The organism is Methylomonas rhizoryzae (assembly GCF_008632455.1).
GTDB lineage: Bacteria > Pseudomonadota > Gammaproteobacteria > Methylococcales > Methylomonadaceae > Methylomonas > Methylomonas rhizoryzae.
Map to the genome: position 1 here is coordinate 4,445,057 of NZ_CP043929.1, position 18,944 is coordinate 4,464,000.

Consider the following 18,944-nt stretch of genomic DNA (forward strand, 5'->3'; position numbering starts at 1 on the left):
CCTAAGCGGCACCGACCCGTGCCTGTATTGCAAAGTCGCGACGCGGCAATGAAATGAGTTGTTGCGGATTGTCTAAATTGCGTGCCGAAAGGCCGTCAATCGACGGTAAGGGATAAATGCCGGGAACGCTACCATCCAAAAAGTTAGCGTCGTCGGCAAATAGAATCCGCAATTGGGCGTTTGCACGATTCGGCACCCGATACCACGGCATCAAACCAGCTGTTTGTGCACCGACCGGTCCAATCGTCTGAAAATCCAGCCGTCCTTGCTCGTTACAGTACTTGATCTGCGTACAGGCATTCGTAATGAAATTCGCCCGCTTCCAACCTCTCAATTTGGCATGCCATCTGGTTTGATCCAACCGTCTATTTTCCAAAAAAGCCAGATAGTTAGGCCCGGTCAGCCCGGACTCCACTTCAAACGCAAACGTCAAAGCTTGGCTGTAAGTCCATTCCGCCGGCAGCCCGGCGTGTACTATCGTAAAATTCAACGTACTATCATGATGAACCAAGCTGCAACGCCTTAACCAGCGTATCAGCTCGTCTTTATCTTCCGCGTCCAAAATCTCTTTTGCTCCGGGCAGCAAATCCGCTTCGGCAAATCCGGCTGCTATTTGCATCAATTGCAACTCATTGTCGCCCAACACGCTAAGCGCCGATTTGCCGAAACTTTTAACCATGCGAAGAGTTTGCAAAGATCCAGGGCCTCCCGCTAAATTACCGGCAAACCATAATCTATCCTGAGCCGGATTAAAATCGATGTGTTGCAAAAGCTCGGATAACAAGCGGTCATTGCCGAGTACGCTACCGATAGCATAGGTTGTCATAGTATTTAGGCCTTTAATCGCAGCAAAACTCAAAAGAATTTAACTTATTCGTATAATGTTGAATCAAGTTTGATGCCAATTACGTTCGTGCCTAGCGATGCACAAGCCCAGATAGGCCGTAGCCGCGCGATCTAAAAATAGCCGATAAATATCAATAAGCTATAAAACAATATTTAAAGTCTTGCCTTGCACACTCGTTAATCCCCCTGATGCTAGCCACCGACATCCGTCTATTAACTATGGTTTTTGTCGCCATTCCTACAGACACAAAGCACACTCGGGCGACAGTGCAGGTTAATCGCAGACCCCCACTTTGTCATTTTTCATTTGCCTATGAGTAATATCACATTAGCTAACGCCGAAACATTAGGACGACAATTAGGCTTGCGGGGCTGGAAATTAGCCGTGGCGGAATCATGTACCGGCGGAGGCATTGCCCATGCCGTCACCGACATTTCCGGCAGTTCCGCATGGTTCGACCGGGGATTTGTAACCTACAGCAATCAGTCGAAAATAGACATGCTTGGCGTCAAGGTGCAAACCTTGGAAAGCTTCGGCGCGGTCAGCAAACAGACGGCACTGGAAATGGCTGCGGGAACCTTAATGCACAGTCAAGCCGACCTGGCACTGGCGGTGACGGGCATTGCAGGTCCGACCGGAGGTAGTGCGCACAACCCGGTAGGCACTGTCTTTGTGGCATGGATTGTTAAAAACTTTACCGCCGAGTGCACACACCTAAGACTGTCCGGCAACCGGCAAGAAATCAGACAACAAGCCATCGACTATTGCCTGGAAAAAGCCCTAGCTCTAAGCCGGCACCCGCAATAATTACGCATACGTCTACAGGCCCAAAGGCGTTTTTCGTTTATCGCTAACAAATCCGCAAAGCGTATAAAGACTCTTCGGATAGTCACTCGGCTAGCAAGCGCAACCCCGGAGGAAGGGCTTCGCCAAAGATTTGTTTTTCCTGGCTTTCGTCCAAGCGGCGAAATTCGGCCACCATTTCCTGCCACGAAACCGGCGCCTTTACCTGCCTGAGTCGCTCCAACACCCGTCCGCGCATAGCATCGTCTATATCCCATAACCTATCGTTACAGCTCCGGGCCAGTAAGCTTGCTGCAAAACCGGCTTGCGGCTGTTTTTTCCAATCGGTTTGCAGAACTTTTTGCAGCCAGTTTTCCACAACAGCGGGCAAAATCGCGTCGTGCTGATTGCCGTGAAACAAGACGCGACCGCCTATGCGGCCTAAAGCCCACCAACTCGTATCGGGCTCACCGGCTTTGCCTAGGCGACTCAATATCCATTCCCCCAGTTGAATTTTATGGCAGGACGGCAAACGCTCCAACACGGCAGCCAAGCGAACAATGTCTTCATAGCCGCGCACAGCGAGTTGTTTGGTCACTGCACTTTGCCGGGCACTCGCGGGATTAATAAATTTAGAAATATCTTCGAACAGTTTTTGTTGTGCTTCGGTCGGTAAGCCACCGGATACCCTGCGCCAAAAAGTCCACCATTCGGTCCAGTTTTGCTTTTCGTTAACGAATTGGATGCCTTCCGGATATAGCTTCCAAATTTGTTCGATACGCCAATCGTCCAGCGGATACCCAAAGCCGGGCCTTAGGCAAAACCCGGTCAGGCTCAGCCACAGTCTTTCATGTTGCTCGCTACGACGACGGTATTTTCCGCCCTCCAACAATACGCCGAATAATTCGCGCAACAGCGGCGTCTGCCAATCCGAACGCGGCAAAGCCAACACATTTTCTAAATCGAGCCGCAAAGTTTTTACTGCTTGCGGGCTAACCTGTTTTGATTTGGCGCCGAAAACGGCCTGTATCTTTTCCAAAGCTAACGGCAATTGAGCCGGCAAGTCGGCTGTTCGTGAGAACGAGGGTTGTTTACGGATTTGAAATTCCACATCCCATCGCGCGTCGGCGTTTTGCAACGCAACGCACTGCAAGTGCAACGTGCCGACTTCGGTGTAAGTCGCCGCCAGTTGCACCGCGATTTCCTGTTTTTGCTCACCTTCGAAGGCTACCGCCAATGGCGGCAAATCATGAAAATGTTCGTCGTCTAAAGTTACGATATCGCCTGGATGTTGCATGCTGTCGCCGCTGGCGGACAACAAATGGAATCGTACCGGTTGACCGATCTTCAGCGCAAAATGCCGGCCGGGGAGTATGATTTCCCGGCCTTCCTCACTACCTTTCGGTAATACGCACACCCCTTGCCGAACTTCGTTGTCTTTGTTGTCGATCAGTAAAAAATAACTACGCGCACAGCCGCCGCCAATCTTGAGCGTTTTCTCGCGCCTAGCCAATGCATAGCATACGGCACCATAGGCTACCGCTAATTCGGGATGTCGGTTCTCCAACACCAACGGCGGATTTTCATTACGCCAGTAGGCAAGCAGCCCGGTTATTCTGCTAACCATGGCCGAGCTACGAAACACCCCGCCGTTAAGCAACAACGCATCCGGCACTATGTCATCACTTTGCAATGCCGAACGGGCAGCTTGGGCGTGGGCATGCAAAAAGGCGGCAATGTGTTTGCTGATAGCCGGCTCGGCGGCATAAGGCAGGCCGAACTCAACTACTCCGCTACGTTTTCTATCCGGCCATTCGCCGAGCGAAGACAATGGTAAGAAACCGTCTAATGCGAGACGCTCCACCTCTACGCGTTCGAGTAATGTCGACTTGCTGCCGCCAATCAGTTTAGAACCGCTACCCAGCAGGGTCACCGGCAGTTGCGTTGGTGCATCGTCGGTCAACAAGGCTTCTTTAACGATCCGGCATTGCTCCAACAACTGAGATAATTCCGCGGTGGAGAGCTTCTTATCTCCATGACGTAATCGGCCTTCGGCTAAATGGGCTAGCGCCAAATCGACGTTATCGCCTCCCAACATTAAGTGATCGCCCACCGCAATCCGGGTTAGCGTAGGCTCACCATCGCCGTACTCGATTTTGATCAAGGTAAGATCTGTGGTTCCGCCTCCCACGTCGCAGACCAACAATAATCGGCTCCCCGCTAAGGCCTCGTTCACCGTTCCGGCATGACGCCGTAACCAATCGTAAACAACCGCCTGCGGTTCTTCGAGCAAGCGGACGCCAACTAAACCGGCCGTTTTGGCCGCTTGCAAGGTTAACGAGCGCGCCGATTCATCGAATGAAGCCGGTACCGTGATGACCAGATCTTGATTTGATAACGGTGCATGCGGAAACTGCTGGCTCCAAACCGTAGATACATACTGTAAATAACTGGCACACGCTTGTAGCGGCGACACTTTAAAAACCGATTCGTCGCTACCCCAAGGCAAAATGGCCGCCGTTTGATCGACCGAAGGATGCGATAGCCAACTTTTGGCGCTCGTGACCAAACGACCTAAAGATTTAGAGCCCAACAGCCTGGCGGCTTCTCCCAATATTGCACCGTCTTCTGCAATTAGAAACCCGGCTTCAGCGCTAAATTCGCCCGGAGCCGGGTGATAACGGACGGAAGGCAACAACGGCCGCGTAGCAACCTCACCAGGGGCGACAAGTTGCGGAATTTCAAATAGCCGGATGGATTTATCCGGATCGTGGATGTCGGCGTAAGCCACTACCGTATGGGTAGTACCCAAATCGATGCCAACCAGAAAGTTCGGCTTTTTTGTGTTCAAAGTCTTGCCTATTTTTACTTACCGAAGCGCATATTGTAATTTACAAAAGCGCGATGGGTTGTTTTGACAGGCAATAACCCGAGGTAGCTTTCAACCGAAAAGGCATTTGTTGCCCAAAATTTGGGGGGCGTTAAATCAATGACGCTAAAAACCCATTTTTCGCGACGGCAACGCAGCTCCGTTGGACGCCTGTCTTTGAATAGAAACTAATCAGGGAAGCGGATTGATACGAGTTCGAAAACTATCTGCCATTATAAGCGTGCAATGCTTGCTTGCCGCGCTCGAATGACTGCTGTTCGATTTTGAGTTGATCGCGGATTTGCTGAATACGCGCTTGGAACGCTTGGTCTTGAGATAAGACTTGTTGAATTAAGCCTTTAAATCCCATAACGCATAAAGCTGGAATGGGGCCGGACTGTTGCCGTTCGAAATAAATCTGCCGAGCTTCTAATACAGATTGCAGGCCTTCCCAGTCCTTGTTCTCTATACGAGACTCAATTTGACGCGTAAAGTCTTGTAATTCCCTTTCACGCTGCTCCAACCATCCCTGTGCGCTTACCGAACGATTAGCCAATGGCATCCCACGCTTCTTTTATATCGCGCATCAGTCCGGCCACTTCGTCCAATTTTTCGATACTGTTTTCCCTGCTGGCTTCTAACAAGCGCATATTCATATACTCGTAGAGCTGACGTAAATTCAAGGCAAGCTCCCCGCCTTGCTCCAAGTCTAAGGCCTCGTTTAAACCACCGACGATGCCGATGGCTTTAGAGATAAAAATACTTTTCCCTTCGACATCCCCATGATCCATTGCGCCTTTGGCGGAGTTTATCCGAGCAAGCAGGCCCTCCATCAGCATCTGAATAAGACGATGAGGGGTGTTTTCCTCCAGCCTGCCGGTATTGTGCATTTCGGCGTATTGCCGGGCACCCTTTTTTTGCGCATCGACGTACATGACAACCCCTTTAAGTTATAAATTGCTAATCCAGCTGCTTAAGAATGAACCGGTGGAATTGAATTGCCCCACGGTAACATCCATTGCCGTAAATTGTTTTAATAGCGCCGCTCGAAACGTCTCGGAACGGGCTTCCACATCAGCGAGGCGATCTTCGAGTTGCGCACTTCGATTGTTCAACGAAGTGGTCTGACTATCGATAGAGCCGCCCGATTGCAAAAACTGGTCAAGGATGTCATCCAAGCGGGTTGCGACACCATCGTCGGACGAAAAAACCTCGGCTACCGAGGATAAACTTGAATTCAACGCCGCTTCCATGTCGGTCTCGTCCAGGGACATGACGCCGCTTTTATCTATCGTCACGCCTATCATAGCCAGCGAATTGTAATTCCCGGACGCAGACGAAACGGAGGACGAAGTGTTCTGCCGAATTTGGCTGGTAACGAGTCGCAAAGTTGCATCGCCTATCAACGCTCCGTTCCCGGTACCGTCGTCACTACCGCCGTATTTTCCAAGCGCTGCCGTGGTGGAATGCAAGGCATTGTATGCCGACACAAAGCCACTGACCGCTTTACTGATTGCATCGGTATCCAGACTAACGTTCACATTGACCGTCGTACCGATTTCCGCTTTCTGTAAATCTAAAGTAACGCCTTGCAGCACGTCGCTAATCGAATTTGTACTCCGAGTGGCGGTTTGGCCGTCAACTTCGATGATCGCATCCAAGGCGGACGTTTGCTCGTCAAGGTTAGCGGAGAACAACTGCGACAATCCCGATGCGTCGCTATCGTTGCCGTCATCGTCGCTGCCGCTGACGGTAAAGGCATTCGTAGTCCCGCTATTTTTAGCGGTGAGTACCAGTTTAGAGATTGTTCCGGTACCGCTACCGTTGTCTACGTTAATGATGCTTGCAGTCACCGAGCTATTGTCGGACGAGGCATTAATGGCGTCGCGAATCCCGGCCAAAGTATTGTTGCTACTGTCGACGGTGATGTTAAACGATGAACCGCCGGTAGTTGCAAAGGTTAATGTTCCGGTACCCACGGTAGCGGACGAACTAGCGAATTCAGTATTGGAAATGGATTTTTGCGCTTTGGCCAATTGTTTGACTTCCACGGCATAATTTCCGGCCACAGAACCGGACGAGGCAGTGGCCTTAACGATGCTCTCGTCCGCAGACGAGCCTGCATGGGTTTTGAACAGGGTGTCGTCCTTCAATTTGGCAACAGCCGTTTGAAACGTGGATAACGCGCTTTTTAAGCTACCCAATCCGCTCAACCGCGTGCTAACGGCATCTTGCTGACGCGTTATCGCGTTGACCGCAGGCTGCTTCTCCGCCGCGGTCAATTGCGAGACCAGAGATTGAATGTCGATGCCGCTACCAAGACCTGTTGACGATACGATACTCATGGCTGCCTCCTAAAAACCCCACCTGCAATTTAAGCCCTATCCTGTATCATCGAGCCTTGATGACCATCCATTTCTTTCATGTGTTTGATAAAAGCCAACATTTCCTCGGACGGAATTTGCCGCACAAGTTCGCCGGTTTCGCTATCTACAATTTTGACCACCAATTCATTGGTAGTATCGTCGACCTTGAATTGCAGATTGCGCTTGACTTCTTGCAATAAAGCGTTTCCTTCGTCCGCAGCCTTTTTAACGTCTTCCAAAGGCGTCTTAGGGTTGGTTTTTTTATCGTCTTCCTGCTTAGCTTGAAAATTCAATGGATTGGAACTTTCCGTCGGCGTAGAAGCAGGCGTAGGCGAAACAGACAACTGCTCGCCTTTAATTACGTCTTTACTTGAAGAACGGTCGTCGGTTTGCTTGTCGGCTTTCACAACAGTCACGGGAGATAACTTCACTACATTGGTAATCTCGCTGTTCATGATGTTCACCTTATACGTTTAGTAATCGGGAAGGTGCTATATACCATACCACCTTCCCATCAAAACTACCTCAGCAAACTGAGAACGGATTGTGTGGATTGGTTAGCTTGCGCCAACATCGCCGTACCTGCTTGTTGCAGGATTTGCGTGCGGCTCAAGTTGGAAGTTTCTATCGCAAAATCCGCATCTATAATCCGCGATCTGGCGGCGGATTGATTTTCAATAGACGACTGCAGGTTAGCAATGGTGGTAGTAAACCGGTTTTGGGTTGCACCCAAAGTCGATCTGAATGTATCGATTTTTTTGATGGCGCTATCGATAGCGGTAATCGCAGATCTGACGTTGTTGGAGGTAGCATTCGAACCGATCGACAACTTGGTGCCGAACAATGCACTCAAGCTAGTGACTTTTTCCAAGTCGGAGATGTTAACTGAAATTTGGTTGTCTGTTGCCGTATTAGCACCAACTTGGAAGTTAGCGTTTTTCAACGAACCGTTCAGAATTTTTTTGCCGTTAAACTCGGTGTTTTGAATGATACGTTTCATCTCCAAGCCGAGTTGTTTGAATTCGGTTTGCAGTTTCTGTCTATCACTCGACGATACCCCCGCGGTGTTGGCAGCTTGAACGGCCAAGTCCCGCATCCTTTGCAGCGTATCGGTAATATTTCCCATGCCGGCCTCAGCGGTTTGCGCCATGGAAATACCGTCGTTCGCGTTTCTCACCGCAACAGTCATACCGCGAATTTGCGATGTCATTTTGTCGCTGATAGCCAAGCCGGCCGCGTCGTCTTTAGCCGAGTTGATTCTCAAACCCGAAGACAAACGCTCCATAGAGGTCGATAACGACATATTGGTATTATTCAAGAACCGTTGACTGTTCAACGATTGGACGTTTGTATTGATGACCATTGCCATGATATTACCCTCCAGATACCGAGAATGCGCGATTCTGCGGAAATGCCTTGTTTAGTTGACTTTAAGAAAAAAGGATTGTTTCAAACTCGCTGGTTTTATCGGCTTTGGTTTGGAGAACTTTAATCATCGAATTCAAAAATACTGGGCAAACTCGCCCTGCGCACGCAAAAAATCGGCTTCCCGGCCTATGTCCAACCAATAATCGTTGACCGCAAACATAGACACCGCCTCGCCTGCGGCGATTTGCCGGTTGAATAGGTCGGGCATATCCAGTTTTTTTTGCGCGGCGATGCTGTTTATCAAACTGTGATCCAATACATAAATTCCCGCGTTTGCCAAACAATGTTGCAAAGGCTTTTCATCGATACCAACGATACGCTGCTGATCCAGCCTCACAACTCCGTAAGGAATTTGATACTCATACTGCCGCACGCACATGGTCGCGATGGCTTGTTGCTCGTTGTGATACGCCAGCAGCCTGGCAAAATCGATTTGGGTAAGAATGTCGCCGTTCATCACGATCAACGGTACGTCCGGCAAGTCGGCCGGCAGCATACCGATGGCTCCGGCAGTTCCCATAGGCTCCAATTCGTCGATATAGACGATCGAAATGCCCCAACGACTACCGTCACCAAAATAGCGCTTGATTTTTTCGGCTTTAAAATGCACAGCGATATAAAACTGCCGAAAACCGGATTTGACGAAATTTTCGATAATGGTCTGCAGAATCGGTTTCCCGCCGATTTCCAACAAAGGCTTGGGACAATCGTCGGTATAGGGCCGTAAACGTTTTCCAAAACCGCCCGCCATTAAAAACACCGGATTGGGGAAACACGGTTGTTTATACAAGGCTTGCAAAGATTCCAAGCGCACCACGCGGCCGCGTTCGTCGACCACAGGTAGTTGATATAAATGGTGTCCCTCCATCATTGCGATCAACTGGGTTTTACTATCCTGTAGCGTGGCGACTTTAGGCCGCTTATTCATCACGTCGCCGACGGCATGTTCCAGCGACAACCCGCGAATGAGCGCTCGGCGAATGTCGCCGTCGGTCACTACACCGATCAATTTTTCGTTGCCGTCTACCACCAAAGCAATTTGCAGCGCGCCGCGATCTATCACTTCCAGAGTGGTTCTGAGAGAAGTGTCCGATCCTATCACCACCTGTTGCCAATGCTGCTTCATTTCATGCTCTTAATAAATGTCTTGTATGCGCGCGCGAGCCGGATACACAATCTGGCGCACGCCGATATCGCGAGTTACTACGCTGCCGGCGCCGACGATACTACCCGCTCCAATCCGAATGCCTTGAATGATGACCGCCCCGGTACCGATATGCACGTTATTTCCGACCTCCACGTTGCCGCTCAGTACCGCTCCGGGTGCTACATGTGCATGGCAGCCGATCACGCAATCATGCTCGACTATCGCGCCGCTATTGATAATAGCGTTCTCAGCAATTACTGTGCCTGCCTGAATTATGGCGCCCGCCATCACTTGCGCTCCGGCGCGACACAAAACACTGCTTGCAACTATTGCATATGGATCTATCACCGTATCGAACCGATATTTTTGCGCCACGAACTCGTTATAGAGTTTTGCACGCAATCCACTATCTCTGGGCAAAGAACCGAGGCCATTAACCAATATCACGTCATCCACCGCGAACCGCGAGATCACGCTGTCGTCACCCAATACCGCGACATTCTCCCAACTACTACCCGGCGGACGAGCCGGATCGGTTATCCCTACGATCTCCCGGCCACCTCTACGCAAGGTTTCGAGCAGAACTTTTGCATGGCCTCCGCTCCCCAGCAAAATTATCCGTTGTCTCATTCGATTAAATCGTCAACGCGATAATCCCGTTCGCTTGTCCGGCCTAACAGCCGCCAATAATCCATCGGACTTCTACCGGTGCCGGGCCGCTTGAATGTCAAATTTTCGACGCCGAATGTTTCCCCTCGCCCAATCTCACGCGCCGCTACCACGCTTTTTCGGGCGACATCGCGCGTTTTCAATTCCTCCTTTTGCGGGGTTTTACGCGCCGAACCTAATGCGCTTTCCACACAGCGTATCGCAGCAACCATTTGTTTCAATTCCTCCGGCTCCAAGGAAACCTGATGGTCCGGGCCGGGTTGGTTGCGGTCCAGCGTGAAGTGCTTTTCGATCAATACCGCGCCGCGAGCTACTGCGGCAATCGGCACGGCCAGACCGACGGTATGGTCGGAATAGCCGACCGGCAATTCAAAGGCATGGGCCAAAGTATCCATGGCCTTTAGGTTTACGTGCTCGGGCGGTGTCGGATATTCACTGGTGCAATGCAGCAGCGTGACTTTTTGTTTCAGAATATCGTGACCCGCGCTATTTTCGTAAGCGAGGCGAAACCGCTCCAAACTCGGCGCCTCCCAGCCCAAATAACCGAAAGCCAAAACCCCTAATGCGGTTTCGACTTCGCCTAAGCCGGCCATACCGGTCGACAAAACCAGCTCTTTGCCGGTTTGGGCATGCGCCAATAAAAACGGTCCGTTGTTGATTTCTCCTGAGGGAATCTTCAAACGGCTCACGCCTACTTCGTTAGCCAAAAATACCAAGCTGTCGAAATCGAAGGCCGTAGATAAAAACTCGATTCCGCGGCCGCGGCAGTAATCGCGCAATTCGTAATGAAATACCTGTTGCAATTCCAAGCCGCGTAACATTTCCAACTGGTTTTCGCGCGAACCCGTCGCTTGCTTTTGATAATCGGCTTTACCGGCCAGGGCCGTTGTGAGTTTTTCGGCTTTGAAAGTTTGAAACTTAACCGCATCCGCGCCTGCAGCAACGGCGGCATCTACCAGCTGAAACGCCGCTTTCGGCTTGCCGTTATGATTCACGCCGGCTTCGGCGATGATATACACGTGACTCATGCCTTCTCCCAATGTGGCAACAATAAAAAAGCCATCAATTAACACGCTAAGGTTAGCCTAATGTGAATCCGTCCGCATTTAAACCAAGACCTGCCATCCAGTCCCTGCCTGCGCCACCGTAGTTGTCGCCAACTGATAAACAAGTAACGACTAGACTAATAGAACTTTGCTTTTTTCAGCGCTAAGTCGTTTGACCTTAGCATGCCAAATACGCCATTTCTCCATTGCATGCATGAAAATTCGTCAACCTGTTACACGCAGTACAAAACGATCCGCTTGCCGCCCAAATGACGCTCTGTTTACGGGTAAAACACGCGTTCCACTTTACCGCATGGGTATCTATGACTAGTCAAACTATAGATTTACATAGTGCAATTACCGCATTGAGCTGCGCGTTGGATTTAGTCGGATACGATGAAATCAAGCACGGCAAAAGAGTAGCGATCATGGCTTTTCACATCGCCAACCATCTCGGCTGGCCCTATGACGAATGCTTGTCCATCATGCATTCCGGCATGTTGCACGATTGCGGCGTGGCGCAAATGCAAGAGAGGCATAATATTTTGAATGCTCTTGAATGGGCCGGCGCCGAGGCGCATGCCATTCGCGGTGCCCAATATTTACAGCAATGCCCGCCCCTCACACAGTTTGCCGAAGAAGTGCGGTATCACCATACCCGCTGGGAACAACTGTTGACGCTGCCCGTAAGCGATCGTGTTCGGCTACGGGCCAACCTACTGTTTCTGGTCGATCGGGTCGACATGCTGTTGGTACCCTATTTAAATACCGAGCGTGTATTGACGGCCTGCACGGACATTCTGGCACAGTTGCAAGATTGCGCCGCCACCTTATTTTCGCCGCATTTATTGGATGCATTGACAGTAGTCGGGAAAAGCGAGGCATTTTGGCTGGCGATGGAACCGGACTATTTGGACGAGGATTTGCGCAGCCTGGGAAAAGACGTGGCGCCGGTTAGCTTAGATTTCCAAGCGCAACGCGAACTAGCCAGATTATTCTCCCGCGTGGTGGACGCGAAAAGTCATTACACGGAATTGCATTCCGAACGGGTAGCGGCAATTGCCAGGCAGCTTGCGCAGGATTTCGGTATTGCCGGAGCGGAATTGGAACAAGTCGAGATTGCCGGACTACTGCACGATTTAGGCAAGCTGCGCGTCTCCGAAAATATCATCGATAAACCCGGCAAACTCACACCTGACGAACGGGCGAGCATGCAACGACATAGTTACGATACCTATCGCATTTTGCAACGGGTATTCAGCCAGTCAAAAATCCCGATCTGGGCCGGATTTCACCACGAAAACCTGCGCGGCGAAGGCTATCCGTTTAAAACCGCCAGCGCCTCGCAAGACTTGGAATGCCGAATCATCACGGTAGCCGACATTTTTCAGGCTTTGATACAAACCCGCCCGTACCGGCGCAGCATGCCGTTGCCCGAAGCCCTCCAAGAACTGGAGCGGCGCGTGGCAGCCGGCGAATTGGATGCCGAGGTCGTGGAACGATTAAAGCTCAATGCCGAGTCGTATTATCGATTGGCTAACGGCTGATCCAGGCTAAGCGCTGAGTTATAATTGACGGCCGCATTTCGTGCCGCTTTTTCAACCTCATGTCCGACGATTATTTTCTTGAACCCGACTATGCCGTCGATTCCTTAAAAGTTCCCCCTCATTCTTTGCAAGCCGAACAATCGGTATTAGGCGGCTTGTTGCTCGACAATCAAACTTGGGACTCGGTGGCCGACAAGGTCAACGAGGTGGATTTTTATCGCCGGGATCACCAGCTCATTTTTCGGGCTATCGGTCAACTAGCCGAAAAGCAAGAACCGTTCGACGTCGTCACCTTATCGGAAATATTGGAGGCAACCGGAGAGCTAAAAGATGTCGGCGGCTTGGCCTATCTGGCTTTTTTGGCCAAAGAAACGCCCACCGCCGCCAACATCGTGGCGTATGCCAATATCGTGCGGGATCGCTCGGTACTTCGGCAACTGATACATGTAGGAACCGAGATATCCGATTCGGCCTTTAGTACGGAAGGCCGGGAAACCGCCGAATTACTGGAAAACGCCGAACGCAAGGTGTTCGAGATCGCCGAACAGCGGCAACGCGGACAAGGCGGTTTTGCGTCGATAAAATCGCTACTGGCCAAAGCCGTCGATAAAATCGAAACCCTATACGAGTTGGACGGCAATATTACCGGCGCCAGTACCGGATTTACCGATCTGGACGAAAAAACCTCTGGCTTGCAGCCATCCGACTTGATCATCGTCGCCGGACGGCCGTCTATGGGCAAAACCACCATCGCGATGAACATGGCGGAAAACGTAGCCGTCAAAAGCGGCATGCCGGTAGCGGTATTCAGTATGGAAATGCCCGGCGAAGCGCTGGCCATGCGGATGATGTCCTCGCTGGGCCGCATCGATCAGCACAAAGTCCGCACCGGTAAATTAGACGACGACGACTGGCCTAGACTGACGTCCGCGATTAATCTTCTTGCCGAAACCAAGCTATTCATAGACGACACGCCGGCCTTAACACCAACCGAAGTGCGTTCGCGCGCGCGCCGCTTAACCCGCGAATACGGCCAACTCGGCTTAATCGTGATCGACTACTTACAGCTCATGCAGTCACCGACTAGCGGCGACAACCGGGTACAACAAATTTCCGACATTTCCCGCGGACTTAAAGCATTAGCCAAGGAATTAAACACGCCGGTCATTGCCCTGTCGCAGTTGAACCGTAATCTGGAACAGCGCCCCAACAAACGGCCGGTCATGTCTGACTTACGAGAATCCGGCGCCATCGAACAAGACGCCGATTTAATCATCTTCGTGTATCGCGACGAGGTTTACAACGAGGATAGTCCGGATAAAGGCATAGCCGAAGTAATTATCGGCAAGCAGCGTAACGGTCCTTTAGGGACGGTACGCTTAACGTTTTTAGGGCAATACACCCGTTTCGAAAACTTTGCCGGCCATTATTCGGGAGACGGAGATTACGAATGACCCCGGCCGCATACGTCCGTTTGGATTTAGATGCCGTACGACACAATCTACATCAAGTAAAACGTTACGCACCTAACCACAAAATCATGGCGGTCATCAAGGCCAACGCCTACGGCCATGGGATCACGCGCGTAGCGAGAGCTTTGACCGAGGCCGACGGCCTAGCCGTTGCCAGATTGGACGAAGGCGTGCGCCTGCGTAAAGCCGGCATAACCCAGCCTATCACCGTATTACAAGGGTTTGTCTGCAGCGACGAGCTGCAGTCCATGCTGCAACACGGCTTGGACGCAGTCGTTCATACCCCCCAGCAAATCGAGCTTTTACAGCAACAATCGGCTCACAATCCCGGATTGACGGTCTGGTTAAAAATGGATTCCGGCATGAATCGCTTGGGTTTTAAAAACGCGGATTTCGCTAACGCCTATCAAGCCTTATTGCGTTGTTCAATTGTCGAACAGCCTGTCAATTTGATTACTCACTTTGCCAATGCGGACGATTTGCTGGACGACAAAACGCGTTGTCAAATCGATGTGTTTAACCGGGCTATCGAGGGTTTTCCCGGACAGCGTAGCATCGCCAACTCGGCAGGCATCATCGGCTGGCCGAACGTGATTAGCGACTGGGTAAGACCGGGGTTAATGCTGTACGGCTGCTCGCCGTTTGCCGGAAAAACCGGCACAGACTTCGGATTAAGGCCGGTAATGAGTTTACATGCCCGGGTAATTGCCGTAAAAAATGTCAGTGCCGGAGAGACTGTCGGCTATAGCGGAACCTGGCAATGTAAAGTCGATACCCGCATAGGGGTCATCTCGATAGGTTATGGAGACGGTTATCACCGCCATACCCGACCGGAAGCCCCCGTCTTGGTCAACGGGCAACGTGTACCGCTGATCGGCAGAGTTTCGATGGACATGATTACGGTAGACTTGACGAGCCAACCCCATGCCAGCCCCGGCGATCCGGTTACCTTGTGGGGGCCGGGGCTACCGGTGGAAGAAATTGCCCGCTACGCCGATACCATTCCTTACACCTTGCTATGCGGCATCACTCAACGCGTATACGTGGTTGAGCAATGAATTTCCGTGCCGTTTAATTCACATTCGCTCGCATCTTCAGCATTAAGGCCAAAATTGACAGCCGCCGAAGGGTAACTGTATATCGCAGGTCCATAAGCTTGACTGACATAAAATTGGCCGTCTTTTCCGATGGTTTTTGCGGCGATTGGATTGAAATAACTATGTATGCCGCGGTTAATTGCCGGGTCATCGTAGACAATTTCGACCACACGATTTTTAAGCATGGTTTCCGCTGTGATGTGATCTCCATGCGCATAGGCTACTGCGGAAGATAATGTAGCGGTTAAAACGATTGATGCGGTAATAATTACTTGCGTTTTCATGATAAGCCTCCATAAGCCACTGTTAGTATTGGCGGCCGATTCTTAATTTCGGTCTCACCAAGTTGGAGGCATTTTGCACCCATTTTATCAATCAATAAATTTGATAGTTTTTATGTTAAAAATAGAAAATATCAATTGATGCCCTGCCGCATTCACGAAAAACTCACACCATAAAACCCATCCCGTTATACACAACCCAATTCTAACGGTCGACTTATACGGCCAATCAGTGCGATACGCATGCGCCATACGCTGCAAAGACAGAAGGGGATGTAAAACTAACTTATTGTCGAAAAAAACTGCGCTGCCTGTCGAACACCCGTATCGCATTGGCCATTACCTGCGCAGCCGGCCCGGCTCCGGCAATCGCAACCGCATCAACCAGACAATACCAAGCCGCAACGCCGCTAGGCGGATTTCCTTGCGGCAAACTCGACGCCGGATCTATTTCCGCCCATGCCCACGTTCCCGCTGAAGTTCCGACAATTTCTAACCAAGAAGTAATAAAAAACGCCCCTAAATAAACCATCGGTGAGCGCCCTTTGAATAAATAGCCTAGAAACACTAGATATAAAACCGCCCCGATTACATCGAGTCTGCCTACACCGCTTAACCCCCATACCACCCACACAGCACATACCGCAACTACAAACACGGCAATACGCCGTGCATGTTGTTGAAATAAGCCGGATCGCCCTAATGCGACCGCAGTCAAATAAACCAGTCCATGTCCGGCAGGTACATAAGCAGGCACATTTTCGAAACGGTACACATAGCCTTTCATATATACCGAAGCGAAATACTCGCCTATCAGCGCAAAAGACACGGCCACCGCAACCTGCATTCTCACATACCCGGATTCGCCTCGCAGAAATGCCAACAGGAAAATCCAACCGCATAACGCCAACACATACTGCATGAACTTTGGCGTGAAGCCGTCCAACGTCAGGCAAATGGTGGTGGCTATAAACGTGAAGCCGGCGATGAAATAATCACGATAGCGATGTACGGCGACCGTATTTCTAGGTGGAAAATGTGGCAGTGAGAAATTAATCATAGTCGGGCAATTGTTTTGACAAATCACACTACTGCATACGCAATTACAAGATATCTAAGCACTTTCCCTATAGCAATCAATACCATCGAGCCGTAAAGCGACAATCTTAACCAACCCGCCGCAAAGCACAATCCATCACCCACAATCGGCAACCAAGAAAACAATAACGAGAAAATCCCCCAACGCTTGATAGTCGTCAGTGATTTCTGCCGCGAGCTATTCAATAACGCTTCCGAAGGATATTTGCGCGACATCCAGACGCCCAGCCAGAAAGTGGTCAAAGCGCCCAAAGAGTTTCCCACAGTAGCCACCGCTACCAAATCAGGCACCGAAAATTGCTTGCTCTTAACCAACAAAGCCAAAACGATTTCGGAACCTCCCGGTGCTAGCGTTGAAGAAACAAACGCACTAAGAAATAACCCCAATAACCCAAACGACTCAAACTGCATAATTCATTAATAAAAAAGCCCCTGAAACCGAAGGTTTCAGGGGCTTGATAGCAAGAACCTTATTTGTCAGGTAACGGAATAGCTTTTTTTCCGGTTAACTTTTTGATTAATTTTGCCAGCAGGTCGATTGAAGCGCCTATTGCTCCGGAAAGCCATTCGAAAATAGTTGCCACTACCTCGCCAGCACTCATTCCCTTGAAGCGTTTAGCTAATATCGGTCCAATAAAAATACCCACAACCAAGCCAACAATGGAAACTCCGGACAAAAAGCCGCTGTCATCAGCCACCGCCACATCCGAATTTGCGGCAGGTTTAACCGATGCTTTGGCCGCTGCCGCTACGGCAGCGGCAATGGCTGCCGCCTCTTGTTCGGCGAAAGCAGTCACAGAAAACGGCTTTCCACTATAGTCATCCGGAAACACGCTAGCGGTAACCCCGGGGATACTGGGCAAGTCTTCTCCACCCTTCCCTACCTTTAATTGCGCCTTCATGCCTTTTTCCATATGTTGCGCAATATCGCAATGCACAAGATAGGTTTTGTCACCCGGCGGAAGAATTAGGGTACCTGTGACACTGCCGGGACCGCTGACTTCCAAATGAAACATACCTTTAGGATACAGGTATTTAGGCAACCCATGCATCATCCACTGATGCCGAATTTCATCCTCGTTAACGAAATGCACCGTCAACTTAGTGCAAGGCTCAAACTGAAATTCCTGTTGATCGAATGCCCACATTGTGCCGGGAAATTTTTCCGAATATTTGTGCCCGGCGCGAACGGTAATTTCTTTACTCGCCGCAATTTTATCGCAACCACCTGGCAAGGTATCAACATTCTGCCCCATAACCATTGCGCCATCCATATCCATTAAGTGGCCGTCGCCATGATCCATCATGTTGTTATGTTCCTGAAAATCTTTCGCGTAAACATTGGCAAACGATAGAATCCCAACTAGCGCGGCCATTGAAATGACTTTGAACATTGAAGCTAACCTCTGTCGTAAAGCGGCAGTAAAATTATGCAGGCTGAATCCGCCCAAAAATTCGTAAGCAAGGAATAACGAAAGAGAACGTTTACCCTAGTCCATCTCTGGACAAGGTAAACGCCGTTTAGTTTAGAACTCTTTTGCTTTGCCAAGCAAACCATCAACCTTTTGCTTGAATCCGGCATGAGATAAATAAGCGATATAAAGCCCGGCGAACAGAACCAAGGCGTAAAGCCCGATACTGCCTTTGCTGGCAGGCTGCCCTGCGCCGGCCTTGAAGCTCATGTGAGCATCCAAGCGCTCGCCATTGTCTTGCAGCAAAGTAATGTGTATTAAATATTTTCCGGCCTCAGAAACCCCGTTTGACAGATTCAATATAACGGTGCCTGACTTATGTTTTTGCGGTTCTTGATAAAAAACCCGGGTACCTTCCGGCTCTTTGGTTACCTCAAACTCTATCGCCATATTTCTATAACGTTGGTCCTGATAGTCAAAAACCAACTGTATCAACGAGTTTAAGTCCGGGATATTGCCGCAAAACTCTTCAGCCGGATAGGCTTTAGGCTGATAAGCCGTATAATGGATCCAGTGGTCTTTTTCCAATTCGAATTTGCATTGATCGGTATCAGTCCCGGCGGCACCGCCGTGCGCCAATACAGTTGAGGAAAAAATTAGCCCTAAGAGACCTAGGAAAACATTTCTTACTTGTCGAATTGTCATCATAATTACCCTTCCCGAAGTTGTTAATTTTTATATCCACGCTCTCGGCATGGTGGATTTGCCATGAGCGCAGCACTGGCAAAAGCGCGCCCACTCTAGCACATCGCCCTAGGCAAATAAAGGCAATACTCATCATCAGCAAGGTATTCGCTAGCCCATGTATTTTTTTGTCAACAC

Annotated in this window: 19 protein-coding genes; 4 read left to right on the forward strand and 15 right to left on the reverse strand. The window is 50.3% G+C overall.

Annotated features, from left to right (window positions below):
• Nucleotide 1: 1 nt before the first annotated feature.
• Nucleotides 2–826, reverse strand: a complete 825-nt coding sequence (locus F1E05_RS19605) for a symmetrical bis(5'-nucleosyl)-tetraphosphatase (protein WP_150051497.1) — start codon at nucleotides 824–826, stop codon at nucleotides 2–4.
• Between the two features lie 405 nt (nucleotides 827–1,231).
• On the opposite strand from F1E05_RS19605, the gene F1E05_RS19610 reads away from it, so the two are divergent.
• Entirely contained in the window at nucleotides 1,232–1,654 is a 423-nt protein-coding gene (locus F1E05_RS19610; protein ID WP_408631321.1) for a CinA family protein, read from the forward strand.
• 82 nt (nucleotides 1,655–1,736) lie between these two features.
• Here F1E05_RS19610 and F1E05_RS19615 read toward each other — a convergent pair whose 3' ends face one another.
• The 9 genes from F1E05_RS19615 to neuB form a co-directional block, all read right to left on the reverse strand.
• Nucleotides 1,737–4,481, reverse strand: a complete 2,745-nt coding sequence (locus tag F1E05_RS19615; protein WP_150051501.1) for an Hsp70 family protein — start codon at nucleotides 4,479–4,481, stop codon at nucleotides 1,737–1,739.
• A gap of 241 nt (nucleotides 4,482–4,722) precedes the next feature.
• Nucleotides 4,723–5,055 (reverse strand): flagellar protein FliT, encoded by a 333-nt coding sequence (gene fliT, locus F1E05_RS19620; protein ID WP_190303199.1) that lies wholly within the window; start codon nucleotides 5,053–5,055, stop codon nucleotides 4,723–4,725.
• The gene (gene fliS / locus F1E05_RS19625; protein WP_150051505.1) at nucleotides 5,048–5,434 is read right to left on the reverse strand and encodes a flagellar export chaperone FliS; all 387 of its coding nucleotides are present in this window, start codon (nucleotides 5,432–5,434) and stop codon (nucleotides 5,048–5,050) included. The genes fliT and fliS overlap by 8 nt, the downstream gene beginning before the upstream one ends.
• Before the next feature lie 15 nt (nucleotides 5,435–5,449).
• Nucleotides 5,450–6,844, reverse strand: coding sequence for a flagellar filament capping protein FliD (fliD, locus tag F1E05_RS19630; protein ID WP_150051507.1), 1,395 nt, complete (start codon nucleotides 6,842–6,844; stop codon nucleotides 5,450–5,452).
• 29 nt (nucleotides 6,845–6,873) lie between these two features.
• The gene (locus tag F1E05_RS19635) at nucleotides 6,874–7,320 is read right to left on the reverse strand and encodes a flagellar protein FlaG (RefSeq protein ID WP_150051509.1); all 447 of its coding nucleotides are present in this window, start codon (nucleotides 7,318–7,320) and stop codon (nucleotides 6,874–6,876) included.
• A 65-nt stretch (nucleotides 7,321–7,385) separates the two neighbouring features.
• On the reverse strand, nucleotides 7,386–8,234 hold the full coding sequence (locus F1E05_RS19640; protein WP_150051511.1) for a flagellin N-terminal helical domain-containing protein: 849 nt from the start codon (nucleotides 8,232–8,234) through the stop codon (nucleotides 7,386–7,388).
• 132 nt (nucleotides 8,235–8,366) lie between these two features.
• On the reverse strand, nucleotides 8,367–9,419 hold the full coding sequence (locus F1E05_RS19645) for a nucleotidyltransferase family protein (RefSeq protein WP_150051513.1): 1,053 nt from the start codon (nucleotides 9,417–9,419) through the stop codon (nucleotides 8,367–8,369).
• A gap of 9 nt (nucleotides 9,420–9,428) precedes the next feature.
• Complete coding sequence (locus F1E05_RS19650; RefSeq protein ID WP_150051515.1) at nucleotides 9,429–10,070, reverse strand: acetyltransferase; 642 nt, start codon at nucleotides 10,068–10,070, stop codon at nucleotides 9,429–9,431.
• Entirely contained in the window at nucleotides 10,067–11,137 is a 1,071-nt protein-coding gene (gene neuB, locus F1E05_RS19655; RefSeq protein ID WP_150051517.1) for an N-acetylneuraminate synthase, read from the reverse strand. The genes F1E05_RS19650 and neuB overlap by 4 nt, the downstream gene beginning before the upstream one ends.
• Nucleotides 11,138–11,478: 341 nt before the next feature.
• Here neuB and F1E05_RS19660 point away from each other — a divergent pair, with 341 nt between their 5' ends.
• Genes F1E05_RS19660 through alr form a run of 3 tightly spaced genes read left to right on the forward strand, consistent with a single transcriptional unit; the run spans nucleotide 11,479 to nucleotide 15,232 of the window.
• A complete protein-coding gene (locus F1E05_RS19660) occupies nucleotides 11,479–12,702 on the forward strand; it encodes an HD-GYP domain-containing protein (protein WP_150051519.1) in 1,224 nt (407 codons plus the stop codon).
• Nucleotides 12,703–12,761: 59 nt separating this feature from the next.
• The gene (dnaB, locus tag F1E05_RS19665; RefSeq protein WP_150051521.1) at nucleotides 12,762–14,156 is read left to right on the forward strand and encodes a replicative DNA helicase; all 1,395 of its coding nucleotides are present in this window, start codon (nucleotides 12,762–12,764) and stop codon (nucleotides 14,154–14,156) included.
• A complete protein-coding gene (gene alr, locus F1E05_RS19670; RefSeq protein ID WP_150051523.1) occupies nucleotides 14,153–15,232 on the forward strand; it encodes an alanine racemase in 1,080 nt (359 codons plus the stop codon). Before dnaB ends, alr begins: the two co-directional genes overlap by 4 nt.
• On the opposite strand, the gene F1E05_RS19675 is transcribed toward alr, so the two are convergent.
• The 5 genes from F1E05_RS19675 to F1E05_RS19695 form a co-directional block, all read right to left on the reverse strand.
• Nucleotides 15,205–15,555, reverse strand: a complete 351-nt coding sequence (locus F1E05_RS19675; RefSeq protein ID WP_150051525.1) for a hypothetical protein — start codon at nucleotides 15,553–15,555, stop codon at nucleotides 15,205–15,207. The two genes, alr and F1E05_RS19675, sit on opposite strands and share 28 nt — an antisense overlap.
• Before the next feature lie 283 nt (nucleotides 15,556–15,838).
• Nucleotides 15,839–16,612, reverse strand: coding sequence for a hypothetical protein (locus F1E05_RS19680; protein ID WP_150051527.1), 774 nt, complete (start codon nucleotides 16,610–16,612; stop codon nucleotides 15,839–15,841).
• A gap of 23 nt (nucleotides 16,613–16,635) precedes the next feature.
• On the reverse strand, nucleotides 16,636–17,061 hold the full coding sequence (locus F1E05_RS19685; protein ID WP_150051529.1) for a YqaA family protein: 426 nt from the start codon (nucleotides 17,059–17,061) through the stop codon (nucleotides 16,636–16,638).
• A 59-nt stretch (nucleotides 17,062–17,120) separates the two neighbouring features.
• Nucleotides 17,121–18,044: a cupredoxin domain-containing protein gene (locus tag F1E05_RS19690; RefSeq protein WP_150051531.1), complete on the reverse strand. Its 924-nt coding sequence runs from the start codon at nucleotides 18,042–18,044 to the stop codon at nucleotides 17,121–17,123.
• Between the two features lie 132 nt (nucleotides 18,045–18,176).
• Nucleotides 18,177–18,770, reverse strand: coding sequence for a hypothetical protein (locus tag F1E05_RS19695; RefSeq protein ID WP_150051533.1), 594 nt, complete (start codon nucleotides 18,768–18,770; stop codon nucleotides 18,177–18,179).
• Between the last annotated feature and the right edge of the window lie 174 nt (nucleotides 18,771–18,944).

What these genes read in the sequence shown, in the direction of transcription:
- dnaB (WP_150051521.1), top strand. Translation starts at nt 12,762, where the DNA reads ATGTCCGACGATTATTTTCTTGAACCCGACTATGCCGTCGATTCCTTA.
- F1E05_RS19605 (WP_150051497.1), bottom strand. Translation starts at nt 826, where the DNA reads ATGACAACCTATGCTATCGGTAGCGTACTCGGCAATGACCGCTTGTTA.
- F1E05_RS19690 (WP_150051531.1), bottom strand. Translation starts at nt 18,044, where the DNA reads ATGTTCAAAGTCATTTCAATGGCCGCGCTAGTTGGGATTCTATCGTTT.
- F1E05_RS19645 (WP_150051513.1), bottom strand. Translation starts at nt 9,419, where the DNA reads ATGAAGCAGCATTGGCAACAGGTGGTGATAGGATCGGACACTTCTCTC.
- fliS (WP_150051505.1), bottom strand. Translation starts at nt 5,434, where the DNA reads ATGTACGTCGATGCGCAAAAAAAGGGTGCCCGGCAATACGCCGAAATG.
- alr (WP_150051523.1), top strand. Translation starts at nt 14,153, where the DNA reads ATGACCCCGGCCGCATACGTCCGTTTGGATTTAGATGCCGTACGACAC.
- F1E05_RS19640 (WP_150051511.1), bottom strand. Translation starts at nt 8,234, where the DNA reads ATGGCAATGGTCATCAATACAAACGTCCAATCGTTGAACAGTCAACGG.
- F1E05_RS19675 (WP_150051525.1), bottom strand. Translation starts at nt 15,555, where the DNA reads ATGAAAACGCAAGTAATTATTACCGCATCAATCGTTTTAACCGCTACA.
- F1E05_RS19660 (WP_150051519.1), top strand. Translation starts at nt 11,479, where the DNA reads ATGACTAGTCAAACTATAGATTTACATAGTGCAATTACCGCATTGAGC.
- neuB (WP_150051517.1), bottom strand. Translation starts at nt 11,137, where the DNA reads ATGAGTCACGTGTATATCATCGCCGAAGCCGGCGTGAATCATAACGGC.
- fliD (WP_150051507.1), bottom strand. Translation starts at nt 6,844, where the DNA reads ATGAGTATCGTATCGTCAACAGGTCTTGGTAGCGGCATCGACATTCAA.
- F1E05_RS19650 (WP_150051515.1), bottom strand. Translation starts at nt 10,070, where the DNA reads ATGAGACAACGGATAATTTTGCTGGGGAGCGGAGGCCATGCAAAAGTT.
- F1E05_RS19635 (WP_150051509.1), bottom strand. Translation starts at nt 7,320, where the DNA reads ATGAACAGCGAGATTACCAATGTAGTGAAGTTATCTCCCGTGACTGTT.
- F1E05_RS19685 (WP_150051529.1), bottom strand. Translation starts at nt 17,061, where the DNA reads ATGCAGTTTGAGTCGTTTGGGTTATTGGGGTTATTTCTTAGTGCGTTT.
- F1E05_RS19680 (WP_150051527.1), bottom strand. Translation starts at nt 16,612, where the DNA reads ATGATTAATTTCTCACTGCCACATTTTCCACCTAGAAATACGGTCGCC.
- F1E05_RS19695 (WP_150051533.1), bottom strand. Translation starts at nt 18,770, where the DNA reads ATGATGACAATTCGACAAGTAAGAAATGTTTTCCTAGGTCTCTTAGGG.